This window comes from Bacillus sp. JH7, assembly GCF_001563515.1.
Taxonomy (GTDB): Bacteria; Bacillota; Bacilli; order Bacillales; family Bacillaceae_G; genus Bacillus_A; species Bacillus_A cereus.
Genome location: NZ_LPUS01000001.1, coordinates 1,143,466 through 1,157,394 on the forward strand (window position 1 = coordinate 1,143,466; position 13,929 = coordinate 1,157,394).

Below are 13,929 nucleotides of genomic sequence, written 5' to 3' on the forward strand. Positions count from 1 at the left end.
GTGCTAACACTCACTGTCCCAGCCTCGGCGTATAAACCGTGTGCCATCAAAAAAACAATTTAAATTTGGTGATACGAATGGACCGATAAACGTAATGATGTTTGGGTCTGAAGTTTCGTCAACGGAAATTGGTGGTTTAGTAGGGTCAGGTCGTAGTGTATAGCGAATGCGAGCGGTATTGCGAATGAGACCGTCTCGTGGTTCTGCTGTTACTTGAACGATAAACCGAACAACAACGGATTCACCTGGATTAACAGTTCCAATAATAATACCGATAGTTGGGTTAGTTCCAGGACGTATTACTCCGTTTACTGTTACTGAATTCGGATAGAAAGTAACTTCGGGAGGCAGTGAATCAGTAATGAGTACATTATTTGCAGGAGTAGCGCCATTGTTAGTAAAGGTAAGTGTATATGTGATGAAGTCACCGAGTTCTACACGATTTACATTCGCAGTCTTAATAAATGTGTTTGGCTCATTAGGGTTTACTTCTATCGTAATTGGTGGTGTTGTTGTCGTTGTTGTGATAGGTGGTCTAGTCGGATCAGGTTGAGAAGTGTACGTAATGGAAGCGATATTTGTAATCATTCTATTAGCTGGAAGTGTAATAACCTGTACTTGGAATGAAATAGTTACTGATTCTGTTGGATTAAGAGTTCCGACTGGGATGCCTGTGGATGGATTTGTGTTTGGAACGGGAATGTTATTAATTGTGACACTATTTGGAATGAATGATGTGCCGACAGGAAGTGAGTCTGTAACAGAAATGTCAGTAACAGGAATCGTACCTTCATTTTGGAATGTGATAGTAAATGTAATCGTATCACCTACTGAAACGATGGATTTATCAGCGGTTTTTATCGGATTGATAGTCCCAACGTTTACAGGGGTAATTGTAGTAGGAGTAGGTGTAGTAACGGATACAGGTGGCTTAGTAGGATCAGGTTGATACTGGAAGGAAACGTTACCTTGGTTTTGAATTTCTCCGCTTGGTGGAATTGAAGTAACTAGGACACGGAAAGAAATCGTTGCGGATTCAGAAGGAGCAAGTGTTGAAATCGGGATGCCTGTGGACGGATTTGCGGTTGGTTGCTGCACATTGTTAATAGTAACACTATCTTCAATGAACGAAGTACCGACAGGAATTGTATCAGTTACAACAATATTATTAGCAGGAATGGTACCTGTATTTTGGAGTGAAATCGTATACGTAATAATATCACCTAGTGTAACTGTTTCCGGCGTAGCTCTTTTTTGTGGATTTAATATAGCTGTCTTTACATTCGTTGTGTTAATTGGAGTAGGGTCTGTAATGGTAATAGGAGGTTCACCAGGAAATGGTTCATATGTGAAAGTAACAGTTGCTTGATTTCGAATGATACCACCAGGTGGTACACTTGTTACTCTTGCTTGGAATTGAACCGTAATTGTATCGTTCGGATTGACTGTACCTACAGGTATACCCGCTACAGGATTTGCTCCAAGATCCAGAATACCATTTATTATAACGGTACCTGGAATAAATGTTAGCCCATTTACTAATGGATCGGTAATGATAACGGAAGTTGCAGGGACTGATCCACGATTTTGGAAGGTTACGGTATACGTTATGATTTCATTTATATCTACAATTTGTTTGTCTGCTAGTTTATTTGGGTTAGGTGTAGGTGTAATAACGGATACTTCAACAGTTGGAGTAGGATCTGTAATGGTAATAGGGGGTTCGCTAGGGTTTGGCTGGAATGTGTAAGTGACAGTTGCTGTGTTTTTAATAATACCGTCTGGCGGGAGTGCAGTTACAGTAACTTGATAAGTTAACGTAATAATTTGTCCTGGAGTAACAGTTCCGACATTGACACCATTATTTGGATTTTCTCCAGGCGAAGAGACGCCATTAATCGTAACGCTATTCGGAATGAAAGTAGTACCTGCAGGATTAGGGTCTGTAATAATAACATCTGTCGCATTAATATTCCCGACATTTTGGAATGTAATTGTATATGTGACAGTATCACCAAGATTAATAACTTGAGGGCTAGCTTGTTTGTTAGGATTAGTGGTAACTTCACTTACTTGGGTCTTTGTAGTAGGTGTAGGCGTAGTAACAGATACAGGTGGTCTAGTAGGATCTGGTTGATATTGGAATGAAACGGTCCCTTCATTTTCAATAAAACCTGTCGGCGGTATCGAAGTTACTTGAACTTGGAAAGTTACGACGGCCGAGGTGTTAGGTTCTAATGTACCGATAAGAATTCCAGAACTAGGGACGGTACCTGGTTGTGGCACGTCATTAATCATTACACTATTTGGAATGAAAGTAGTACCAGCTGGAATAGGATCGGTTACAAGTACATTCGTGGCAGGGACAGTTCCTGTATTTTGTAAGGAGATTGTATAAGTGATTGTGTCACCTAATAAAGCAAATACTTTATCAGCGGATTTTGTAGGATTCGTTGTTGCTGTGTTGACATTTGTAGTAGTAGGGGGCGTTGGAGTAGTTACTGTTACTGGTGGTTCTCCAGGATTAGGTTGGAATGTGTAGGTGATAGTAGCTTCATTTACAATAATTCCGTTAGGTGGTATGGAAACAACGCGAACTTGGAATGTTAAAACAACTGATTGACTAGGGTTTAATGTGCCCAGAGGGATGCCAAGAGCTGGGTCAAGATTACTAGTTGGTACACTATTAATTGTAACGCTATTTGGAATGAAAGTAGTTCCTGTTGGGATGGGGTCTGTAAAAACGATGTCTGTCAGTTGTACAGTTTGTAAGTTTTGGAAGGTAACGGTGTACGTAATAATATCACCTATATCAACGTTGTTTCGATCAGCTGTTTTCGATGGATTAATAATACTATTAATGATTTCAGTATTAACTGGTGGTGTTGTCTCTGTTTCTGTAATAGGAGGTTCATTTGGATTAGGTTGAGATGTAAAGTTGACTGAACCAACATTTGTAACAACCCCGTTAGGCGGTATATTTGTAATCGTTACTTGGAATGTGATGGTTACTATTTGATTCGGTTGTATTGTAACGATAGATATTCCAATACTTGGATCAATACCTGGTTGTGAAATACCATTTACTGTAACGGAATCCACAATAAATTGTGTACCTACTGGTGGTGGATCAATGACAGATACATTTGTCATAGGAATATTTCCGATGTTTTCAAGAGTGATTGTATACGTGAGTGCATCTCCAATGTTAGCAACTGATAAATCTACTGTTTTAGTTGACTCTAACTCTGCATTTTGTACAATTGTTTCTGCAATTGGAGTAGGTGTGGTTGTTGTAATAGGCGGAAGAGTAGGATCTGGTTGAGATGTGTAAGTGACATTTGCTTCATTTGAGATAATTCCATTTGGTGGTAGAGTAGTTACTTGTACTTCTAAAGTAACAGTCACTATTTGTCTAGGGTTTAATGTGCCAATCGGGATTCCTGTTTCAGGGTTCAAATTAGGTTGTGGAATACCATTAATCGTAACGCTACCAAGGATAAATGTAGTTCCAGTAGGGATAGAATCAGTAATAATAACATTGGTTGCAGGGATGTTTCCAGTATTTTGAAGGGTTATCGTATAAGTGAGCGTATCACCAATACTTGCAAACTCACGGTCTACTGTTTTTTGCGGATTCGGGTTAGCGGTATGAACCGGTAAAGTAACAGTAGGAGTTGTTTCCGTCGTTGTAATAGGTGGTTCACTAGGATTAGGTTGAGAAATATAGGTTACAACTGCCGTATTTTCTATTTTCCCGTTAGGTGGAATAGCATTTATTTGTACTTGGAACGTAACTGTGACGGTTTCCCCAGGGTTAACAGTACCGACAGAAACGCCTGTAAGGGGGCTTACACCAGGTTGAGGGATAGTATTTACTGTAACACTATCAGTAATAAAAGTTGTACCAGGTGGCAAAGAGTCTGTAACTGTTACACCTGTAGCAGGTATAGTTCCTTGGTTTGTAAAAGTGACAGTATAAGTTACGATATCACCAATTTCTGCAAACATAAGATTTGCGGTTTTAGTAGGGCTTATGACTACAGTTTGAATAGGAGTCGTTGTTTCGGGAGTCGTTTCTGTTTTTGTGACTGGAGGTAAGTTTGGATCTGGTTGATAATTAAATGTTGCACTTCCTTGATTGCGTATTTCTCCACTAGCAGGGATGTTTACTACTCGTACTTGGAAAGTAATGGTCGCTCGTTCGGATGGTGCTAAAGTTCCAAGTAAAATTCCAGATGCTGGATTCGATCCTGGTTGAGGAATACCATTAATCGTAACACTGTCTGGAACTAATATAGTACCAGCAGGGATAGAATCCACTACTGTTATATTCGTAGCAGGGACAGTACCGGTGTTTTGAAATGAGAGCGTATAGGTAATGATATCATTTAATGCAACAAAGGAAAGATCTGCTGTTTTTTGTGGATTTAGTGTTGCAGTATTAACTGCCGTTTCTGTTTCAGGAGTTGTAATAGTTGTCGTAACAGGAGGTTCATTCGGATTTGGCTCATATGTGAATGTTATATTTGCTTGATTTCTAATGATTCCCCCGGGCGGGATGCTATTTACTACACCTTGGAACGTAACTGTAATACTTTGACCAGGATTTACAGTGCCTACTGGTATACCAATTTCGGGATTTTCTCCAAGCTGTGATGTTCCATTCACAACAACGCTACCTGGAACGAAAGAAACACCAGATGGGAGTGTATCTTTCACAATAACATTTGTAGCGGGGACGGTTCCTCTATTTTGAAATGTTACGGTAAAAGTAATCGTATCTCCTATATCAGCAATTTGTCGATTGGCAGATTTTGTAGTCGTCGGATTTGGATTGTTAATTGGGATGTTCACACTTGGTGTCGTAGTAGTTGTTGTAACGGGAGGCTCACTTGGATTCGGTTGATATTGATAAGTGAAGGATGCTTGGTTTCTAATTATCCCGTCAGGTGGTAAATTTGTAACGACAACTTGGTAGGTGATTGTTTTTGTTTCCCCCACAGAAATAGTACCAAGTTGTATTCCGAGTTCTGGATCGGAACCAGGATTCGAAACGCCATCAATCGTAACGCTATTTGGAACGAAAATAGTCCCGTTAGGTGTAGGGTCTGTAACGACTATATTTGTAGCTGGAACTGTCCCATTATTTGTAAAAGTGACCGTATAGGTAATTGTATCTCCTATATCAGCAACTTGTTTGTCTGCAGATTTTGTAGGTGCAGTAACAACAGTCCCAACTTGAGTTTCTGTTTTCGGAGTTGGGGTTGTCTTTGTAACAGGAGGTTCATTTGGATTAACAATATGATTAAATGATACAATACCCTGATTTTCTATAAGCCCATTTGGTGGCACACTTGTAACTTGGACTTGGAATGTAATTGTTTTTGCTTGATTTGGATTTAAAGTGCCGATTGATATACCGTTTTCAGGATTACTGTTAGGTTGTGAGACACCATCAATCGTAACGCTATTTGGAATAAATGTTGTACCGTTTGGAATTGGATCTGTTAGTACAATATTTGTTGAGGGAACAGTGCCGTTATTTTGTAAACTAATTGTATACGTAATAACATCACCAATATCAACTAAAGTACGATTAGCAGATTTTGTAGGGTTAACTGTAGCGGTATTAACAGAGACTGTAGTAGGTGCTGTCGGTTCAGTTGTTGTAACAGGAGGCCTTGTTGGATCTGGCTGATACGTATATGTCGTTGAAGCTTCGTTTGTAATAAGACCGTCAGCAGGTACTTGTGTAACAAGAACTTGGAATGAGAGTGTTTTCGTTTCACCAGGATTAATTGTTCCAACTGGAATTCCGAGTGCTGGATTTGAATTTGGAACGGGAGCATTATTTAAGACTACGCTATTCGGAATGAATGTTGTCCCAGCAGGAATTGTATCGTTAAAAACTACATTCGTAGCAGGGATTGTACCATCATTAGTAAATGTAATCGTATACGTAATAACATCACCGATATCAACAGCAGTTTTATCCGCCGTTTTAACAGGATTTGTAATAGCGGTATTAACAGGAGTAGTAGTAGGTGGTGTAGGGTTTGTTGTTGTAATAGGTGGTTTTGTTGGATCTGGTTCATACGTAAATGTTGTGGTTCCGATATTTCGGATTAAGCCATTCTCTGGGAGAGAGGTAACTTGAACTTGGAAAGTGACAGTGACAGTATTACCAGCTGCGATTGTTCCAATTTGTATACCACCAGAAGGATTTACGCCAGGTTGTGAAGTACCGTTAATTGTGACGCTATTCGGAATAAATGTAGTGCCACTTGGAATTGGATCAGTTACAATAACGTTCGTCGCGTCGATGTTTCCTGTATTCGGTACAGTAATTGTATACGTAATAATATCACCAATATCAGCAATTTGTGGACTAGCAGTTTTTGTTGGATTTACAATTGCAGTTCGTACAGAAGTAGTTGTTGGAGGTGGTGTTGTCGTAGTTGTCGTTGGGGGTTCAGATGGATTCGGTTGCGATGTAAATGTTATATTTGCTTCGTTAGTAATCGTTCCATTGGCCGGAAGAGAAGTGACTTGAACTTGAAAAGTGACAGTTGTAGTTTGACCAGCAGGAATCGTACCTAGCGGAATATTTGTTGGTGTTACGCCAGCTTGTGCCGCTCCATTAACTGTAACACTGTTTGGAATAAAAGTAGTGCCAGTAGGGATAGGATCGGTGATAGAAACGTTTGTTCCTGAAATATTACCGTTATTTGGAACAGTAATCGTATACGTAATGATGTCACCAATATTCACAATTTGTTGGTTTGCATTTTTAGTCGGATTAATAATAGTAGCATTAATTTGTGTTTCAACTATATTACTTGTAGAGTTTCTGTTAATTGGTGGTTGGTTTGGTGGATTATATTGAAAGCTTGAAGTTGCACTATTTGGAATAGGGTTTGGTGTAGGGAGAGTATTAACTTGAACTTGAAACGTAATTGTAGCATTCCCGTTTGCAGCAATCGTTCCTACATTTATTCCAGTAGCAGGATTATCTGTAGTAGAAGTACCATTAACTGTAACGCTACCCGGTACGAACGATGTGCCGGCAGGAGGCGTGTCTGTAATGATAACATTATTAGCAGCTAATGGAGCCTCATTTGTAGCAGTAATTGTATACGTAATCGTATCACCGATCGTAGCAATTGTTTTATCTACTGCTTTTGTTAATGCGACATTAGCTGTGAAAATATCTGTATTAACTATATTGCTTGTTGTTGTACGTGTGATAGTGGGTGCGTTAGGTGCAGGTTGAAATTCGTATCCAAATGATGCTACGTTACTGGCGACAGGTGGGGTAGGAATACTTGTTACATCTACTTGAAAAGTAATTGTAACAGAGCCACCAGCAGGAATATTATTAATAGGAATTCCAGTTGAAGGATTGCCGGCTGTTGGAGTACCATTAACAGTTACACTGTTTGGAACGAAAGTGGTGCCAGCAGGTATAGGGTCTGTAAATGTAACGTTTTGGGCAGGGAGTGTTCCGGTATTTTGGACAACGATTGTATAAGTTAAACGACTTCCTATTGTTGCTATTGCCATTAGATTCGTCCTTTCTGTATAAATTTCAATCCGGTCAAGGAATAGAATATTTACAAACAGTATTATTTTAATCATCCAGAAACAATACTATGTGAAAATATTAGTATAAAATAAATTCGTCATTGCATCCTATTCAAATTTATATGGATAGGAATAGGCAAAGGCTTTTTTTTTGCCTAAATTATTCTTTGCGTTACGTATACAAATGTAACTTTTTTTCCTTGTTCGCATTAAATGAAATAGCGAATAAATATTTATTTTATATGGAAGGGAAGTGGAATTATTGGCTTTTGTACAAACATATACGAAAACGGACTCTTTATTTATGGCACACACAGGGAATACAGTTGGTATGCGTGGTATTACAACAGCGACGGCTTATCAGTACAATGCATTAATAACAAGAGATACAAGTTTAAGTTTTGCAGGAGTTCCTTCTTCGGCAGATCCATTAACTTTTGCAGGAACGACAAATGATTGGACATTAAATGGTTCTTGGGCAAGGCTTAATCCTTCATTAACAGATGTACCAGCAACAGCAACTGTAGACTTTGCAATGCTAGTATGGCAAGGAACATTGAGTGCAACTGTGACAGAGACAGTGGTAAATAATAATATGCCTACTCTTCAAACGCCAGATGGAGTTATCCATACAATTACAAGTGTTCCAACATGGGGAGAGACTAGATCGAGCGGCACATTTCAAGGTACCATTTATACACGTGCTGCAAATGTAACAAGTATTTTACAGGGACTTTCGAACCGAGCAACAGGAGATTATTTTGTAGAGAGAATACCAACGGCAAATCCACCAGCGCAAGGGACAGGAGTAGGATGGGCATTAGTTGTTGTGTATCGTGATAATTTATATCCTGTCAGGAATGTTAGTTTATATACTGGTTTACTTATTTCTACATTGGGTGAGACAGCGACGATTTCAAATTTCATCACTCCAGCTGTATCGCCGGTTACTGCTCGTGTATTTACAATGGCAATTAATGGTGATACAGATGCGACAGGTGATAGATTTAACTTAAATGGTACTGGACTTTCAGGACCTAATAATTTAATAAACAACTTTTTTGCTTCACAGGTAAATAATTATTTAGGAAATTTAGATACAGTTGGAAGTTTTGGGGATAGAAATATGCCAATTGGTACTTCTGCGACTAACCGTCGTGCGGAATTTGATGTGACAAATGTACCTGCAAATGGCGTATTAACAGCTGCATCCACTTCTACTACGGTTAATATCCCAAATACATTCGATTATATTTACGCTGGTGCTGTTGGTTTGCAAATAGATTTAGCAGAGGCACGTTTAACAGCTACAAAATCAGTAACTGTAAGTTGAAATAATAGGAAAAGTTAATAAAAATTTTTATCCTAATAGGAGTGAGTTCTATTGGCTTTTGTTCAAGCTTACGGTAAAAATGATAACTTATTTATGATGCACACAGGCAATACGATAGGAATGCGTGGTACTGCAAATACAAATTTTGCTTACAATGCACTTATTACATTAAATACTGACTTAACTTTTGGAGGAGTACCCTCATCAACTGATCCAAATACATTTGGAGGTACGACAAATGATTGGACATTAGATGGATCATGGGCTGAATTAAATCCGTCAACTACTATTGTTCCAGCTACGGCGGTTGTGGATTTTGCATTACTTGTTTGGTCAGGTGGATTGGATACGGCTGTTACAACTGCTGTTGTTGATGCGAATCCTCCAAATCTAGTTACGCCTGATGGAACGAGTACACAAGTGACAATTAATTCGGCATGGTCATCAGAAGGGACGAATTTACCTTTTATAGCCAATGTATATAACAGAGCGGCAGACGTTACATCTTTACTACAAGGGTTACCTAATCGAGCAGCAGGTAGATATAGCGTAACAAGATTACCTACGCGTCAGCCAGTTGGTTATGGTGCAGGATGGTCGTTGATTGTTGTATATCGTGATTCCTCATACCCGATGAGAAATGTGAGTTTATTCCCAGGTTTTTTATTATCAGGTACACCACAAATACTTTCTGGATTTTTCACACCGGCTACAGGGACGGTGACAGCAAGAGCTTTTGTAATGGCGGTGAATGGTGATCCAAATTTTACAGGTGATAACTTTCAATTGAACTCTGTGACATTAACGGGACCGAATAATCCATCGGGGAACTTTTTTAGAGGGCAAGTGAATGATATTAACGGGAATTTAAATACAATTGGTAGTTTTGCAGATCGGAATTTTTCGGGGACAACTACAAATGCAAATGCGAGAGCTGAATTTGATATTACAAATGTAAATGCAACAGGATCAATTGCACCAAATACGACATCTACACAAGTCAACATTACAGGTACAGGCGATACGATTTATACGAGTGCGGTCGGTTTGCAAATAGATTTAGCAGAAGCTAGATTAACAGCCGTAAAATCTGTAACTGTAAGTTAAAAAAGATTGCTATAAGTTAGCAATCTTTTTTTCATGAGGGGTATTTTGTTAGTAAAGATTGATAGTTAGAATAATCAATCTTTTTTTCTTGTAGTTTTTTTATTAAAAATTTATGATCACGCTTTGGTGTGGCAATGATATATCCCTTAATAATTAAGTCTTGTGTAATTTGAGAGGCATTCTCTTGTAATGCAAGTTCCCCGATTTTTCCAGCAATCTTTGATTTTGCAACATCACGAAATAGTTCTGGAACAGGACTTACAAGCTCTTCTAACAATTGTTTTTGTTCATCAGCCCATAAATGTCTCGTTTTATTTATGTAGTGTTCTTCCCAATCCAAAATGGACATGCCGTCTTCTTTTGGTAATCGTTTCAGGAATTTTCTGAACATAAAGTATCCACCGATAGACATAAGCCCTAACAAAATAACCGTCCATAATACAATGAACCAACTGAACCATCCTTCGAGCAAGCATATCCCCCCTTAATGATAGCGGTTTTCTTTTATTCATATTATATACAGTGAGATTCATAGAAAGCAAGAACGCTTGGTCATTTTGACCAAGCGTTATAGTTTAAACGAAGTATAGTTGTTCAACACATAAATTATTATTATCGTCTTCAACATACTCAATAATAAGTGTGCCAACTTTACGATCTTTATCTTCAGTTGTGAAAATAGAGTAAGAAGTAAAACGTGTTTTTGATAGGCCGCTTATATGTGTAGGTAAAGAAATGTAGTCGTTATCGCGGAAGAATTCCATCAGTTCAATATCCTCAAATTCTTTTCGGTCAACTTGTTTGTGTGTATAGCGGCGTTGAAGTTGTTTTAAAGATTCATTCCAAGAAATTGCTTTTGTGTCGTATACCATTGTTCTATCTCCTTACTGTATGTAATTATTAAGAACATACGTTCTAATCTAGTATACTCTTTTTATTAGAAAAGAGAAAGCAAAAAATAATGTAAGCTTGGATTTCCAAGCTTACATTATTGATGCGTCCGTCATAATCTCTATTTTTCATTATAAGTTAGATATGAATAAGAAACAAGATGATATATATAATGTTGAGAGTTTTCAAGATTCTGTATATTATAGGTGTACTAAAGTGTAAGGGAATGAGAGGTGTGGCATACGTAATTTCACTGCAAGGGCCGATGGCTAGCGGAAAAACAACATTAGCAAAAAGGTTAGAAAAGAGAGGGTTTCGAGTTATATATGAAAATCCATATCCAATTGTAGAGAAGCGAAAAAAATTGAATTTAGATATGAATTCAAAAGTAGGGTTTATTATGAATCAAAAAATGTTTATGGAAGCAAAAATAAAGGAGTTTCAAAATGTGAAAGATTCAGTCGTAATTTTTGATCGCGGACCAGAAGACATTGAGTTTTTTACACTCTTTTATCCAACGATTATAGGAGAAGAGTGGGATATAGAAACTGAATTGAAAGATGAATTATATAAATTAAGAGCATGCCGTTCGGATGTGATTTTTTACTTAGATGTTACGAAAAAGAATGTATATGATAGAAAAAATAATGATAGAACAAGAAACAGAAGTACGTTTGCGGAGCAATTTAAATTAGTAGAAACTGAAAAAGACTGGTATAAACAATTTCCTGTAACTTATGTGGACACGAATAGATTAACAGTGGACGATTTAGAGGTATATTTTATGGACTGGTTAAAGGAGAGAGAGCTATGAAAAAAATACTTTTATTTGTATACCCAACATTTGCAGAGTTTGAAATAACAGTAGCAACGGCATTGCTGAAAAATAAATATGAAATCATTACAGCGGGCTTAACTAAAGAATTGGTTATAAGTGAAACTGGATTGCAAGTGCAGCCGCATATAGAAGTAAGTGAAGTACGTGTAGATGAGTATGAGGGGATACTTATTCCAGGTGGAGAAGAAGGACAGTTGGAAGATGCAAAACCTCTTTTTTCAATCATTCGTCAATTTCATGAACAAGAAAAATTAGTGGCGGCAATTTGTGCTGGACCGTATGCACTAGCAAAAGCAGGGTTATTTAAAGGGATTTCTTATACTGCGACTATAGATTATCAAAAATTTGATTGTTTTCCAGTAGAAAATTTCGTGTATGAAGAAGTTGTGAAACACTCAAATATCATTACAGCACAAGGGCATGCATTTGTACCATTTGGAATAGTAATTGCCTCTTATTTTGGAGTGGCAGACGAACATAATACAGATTTTTATTGTGGTAAAGGCAATGTAGTAATGGAGAAACTTTTACGAGAAAACGTGTAGAAGCTAGCAAATGCTAGCTTTTTTCTTTTTGACATCGATAAATGGCTAACGTTTTTGGGTCACGCCATATACCGTTATGAAGTGACAATTCATTTTCTACTTCTTCTTTTAGCCATACCTTCATTTCCGCGTGAAGGTATGTATTATCAGGTATATTTAGCGACGGAAACATGCTAGAAATATAGTTTACAATCGGAGTAGCATGATGAAAAACGAGAGCATTATGAATAACTGTTTCTTCAACAGTTGGAAAAATAGATTGTAATATCTCTTTACCGTTTTCTAAACAAAATGGAGTGACTGATGATGTTGTTTTCGGTAAATCAAATGCGTCTAACATACGGTTACACATTTCAACTATACGAGGTAGTGTAACGCTAGAATTTGTTGTAGCTAAAAGTGTTCCGCCAGGACGAATTACTTTATGGAATCCTTGAATCGTTTTTTCAACATCTTTCACATGGTATAACATATGTCTTGCAATTATTAGGTCATAACAATTTGTTTCGAAAGGAAGTTTACTAGCATCCCCTCGTTTCCATTCTATTAAGTTATTTGTTTTAGCAGCTTCAGCAAGCATAGCTTCGGATTGATCAAACCCGGTTAATGGGCCTTTATGACCATTTGTTTGTAAAAGGGAAAGGAATTTTCCACTAGCGCACCCAACCTCTAATATGTTTTCTTCCCCTTGAAGTTGTAAATGTTCAATGACGATCTTATCTAAATCTACGTGTTTTTCTTCGTAATGTGTATGTGTGTCGATGCGTGTTTGTAAATGGTTGCTAACGTTATACTGACGTTTTACATCATTCATTTTGTCACATTCCACCTTTGTGCAAAATTGTTGGATTGCATGTGTTAATACATCTGTTTTCTTTAAACCTTCGTAATGGAGTGCTGATTCAAACCTTTTAAGTAATTTCTCTTCAATTCGAAAATGAATATCTTTTCGTTTTGTCACTGAAATTTCGCCCCTTTGCATCTGTTAATGAGACTATAGCATGCTTGGAAAAATTGTGTAAATAATTTGTGTACACAAATGGAGGGGATGAAAAAATTGTTTGAATGTGAGTTTAAACTATTGACGATTTAAACGTTTTCATATATTCTTAAATTAAGTAATATTCAAATAATTCAAAAGAAATGAGAGAGTCACATGCTTCTTCAAGGAACACATCGAATTGGTCGTATGGCCATGCTGTTGGCACTTGCGGATGAGAATGAAAGTCCTGTATTATCCATTCCAAAAGGTTGGAAGTATTGTACGGGGAAAGTGGGTTCGATGAATTCGCAAAAGGTTGTCGCAGCAATGGAAACAGCGGCTAAAAGCAACCAAGTTATTGAAACAGACGTTTACAGAGAAACACATGCACTTTATCATGCAATTATGGAAGCTTTGTACGGAGTGACGAGAGGTCAAATTCAGTTAGCAGACGTTCTTCGTACAGTAGGACTTCGTTTTGCGATTGTGCGCGGTACACCATACGACGGAAAAAAAGAAGGCGAATGGGTTGCTGTTGCATTATATGGAACGATTGGTGCACCTGTAAAAGGATCTGAGCATGAGGCGATTGGTTTAGGAATTAATCACATATGATTTGCCCATAGTCTATTAGTTAGAAGGGGGC

At 37.8% G+C, this 13,929-nt stretch carries 9 protein-coding genes; 5 read left to right on the forward strand and 4 right to left on the reverse strand.

The window, feature by feature from the left end; translation table 11 throughout:
• Positions 1-3: 3 nt before the first annotated feature.
• The gene (locus AU379_RS06040; RefSeq protein ID WP_061139007.1) at positions 4-7,566 is read right to left on the reverse strand and encodes a DUF11 domain-containing protein; all 7,563 of its coding nucleotides are present in this window, start codon (positions 7,564-7,566) and stop codon (positions 4-6) included.
• A gap of 283 nt (positions 7,567-7,849) precedes the next feature.
• On the opposite strand from AU379_RS06040, the gene AU379_RS06045 reads away from it, so the two are divergent.
• Both AU379_RS06045 and AU379_RS06050 read left to right on the forward strand, forming a co-directional pair.
• Positions 7,850-8,920, forward strand: a complete 1,071-nt coding sequence (locus AU379_RS06045; protein ID WP_000896239.1) for a hypothetical protein — start codon at positions 7,850-7,852, stop codon at positions 8,918-8,920.
• 51 nt (positions 8,921-8,971) lie between these two features.
• Complete coding sequence (locus tag AU379_RS06050; RefSeq protein ID WP_016118468.1) at positions 8,972-10,027, forward strand: hypothetical protein; 1,056 nt, start codon at positions 8,972-8,974, stop codon at positions 10,025-10,027.
• Positions 10,028-10,058: 31 nt separating this feature from the next.
• On the opposite strand, the gene AU379_RS06055 is transcribed toward AU379_RS06050, so the two are convergent.
• Both AU379_RS06055 and AU379_RS06060 read right to left on the reverse strand, forming a co-directional pair.
• A complete protein-coding gene (locus AU379_RS06055; RefSeq protein ID WP_000889372.1) occupies positions 10,059-10,499 on the reverse strand; it encodes a DUF2621 domain-containing protein in 441 nt (146 codons plus the stop codon).
• Between the two features lie 103 nt (positions 10,500-10,602).
• Positions 10,603-10,899, reverse strand: coding sequence for a hypothetical protein (locus AU379_RS06060; protein ID WP_000262397.1), 297 nt, complete (start codon positions 10,897-10,899; stop codon positions 10,603-10,605).
• Positions 10,900-11,144: 245 nt separating this feature from the next.
• Here AU379_RS06060 and AU379_RS06065 point away from each other — a divergent pair, with 245 nt between their 5' ends.
• Positions 11,145-11,732, forward strand: coding sequence for an AAA family ATPase (locus AU379_RS06065; protein WP_002000475.1), 588 nt, complete (start codon positions 11,145-11,147; stop codon positions 11,730-11,732).
• Positions 11,729-12,301 carry a DJ-1/PfpI family protein gene (locus tag AU379_RS06070; protein ID WP_061139008.1) on the forward strand — a complete coding sequence of 191 codons (573 nt, stop codon included), beginning with the start codon at positions 11,729-11,731 and terminating at the stop codon, positions 12,299-12,301. The genes AU379_RS06065 and AU379_RS06070 overlap by 4 nt, the downstream gene beginning before the upstream one ends.
• A 13-nt stretch (positions 12,302-12,314) precedes the next feature.
• Here AU379_RS06070 and AU379_RS06075 read toward each other — a convergent pair whose 3' ends face one another.
• Positions 12,315-13,262 carry a class I SAM-dependent methyltransferase gene (locus AU379_RS06075; RefSeq protein WP_061139009.1) on the reverse strand — a complete coding sequence of 316 codons (948 nt, stop codon included), beginning with the start codon at positions 13,260-13,262 and terminating at the stop codon, positions 12,315-12,317.
• Between the two features lie 195 nt (positions 13,263-13,457).
• Between AU379_RS06075 and hutP the strand changes: the two genes are divergently transcribed.
• Positions 13,458-13,898, forward strand: a complete 441-nt coding sequence (gene hutP, locus AU379_RS06080) for a hut operon transcriptional regulator HutP (protein ID WP_000926516.1) — start codon at positions 13,458-13,460, stop codon at positions 13,896-13,898.
• The last annotated feature ends 31 nt before the right edge of the window (positions 13,899-13,929 follow it).

Bases quoted from the DNA above. Each gene is read 5' to 3' on its own strand.
- hutP (WP_000926516.1), top strand. From the start codon at position 13,458: ATGCTTCTTCAAGGAACACATCGAATTGGTCGTATGGCCATGCTGTTG.
- AU379_RS06065 (WP_002000475.1), top strand. From the start codon at position 11,145: ATGAGAGGTGTGGCATACGTAATTTCACTGCAAGGGCCGATGGCTAGC.
- AU379_RS06070 (WP_061139008.1), top strand. From the start codon at position 11,729: ATGAAAAAAATACTTTTATTTGTATACCCAACATTTGCAGAGTTTGAA.
- AU379_RS06040 (WP_061139007.1), bottom strand. From the start codon at position 7,566: ATGGCAATAGCAACAATAGGAAGTCGTTTAACTTATACAATCGTTGTC.
- AU379_RS06060 (WP_000262397.1), bottom strand. From the start codon at position 10,899: ATGGTATACGACACAAAAGCAATTTCTTGGAATGAATCTTTAAAACAA.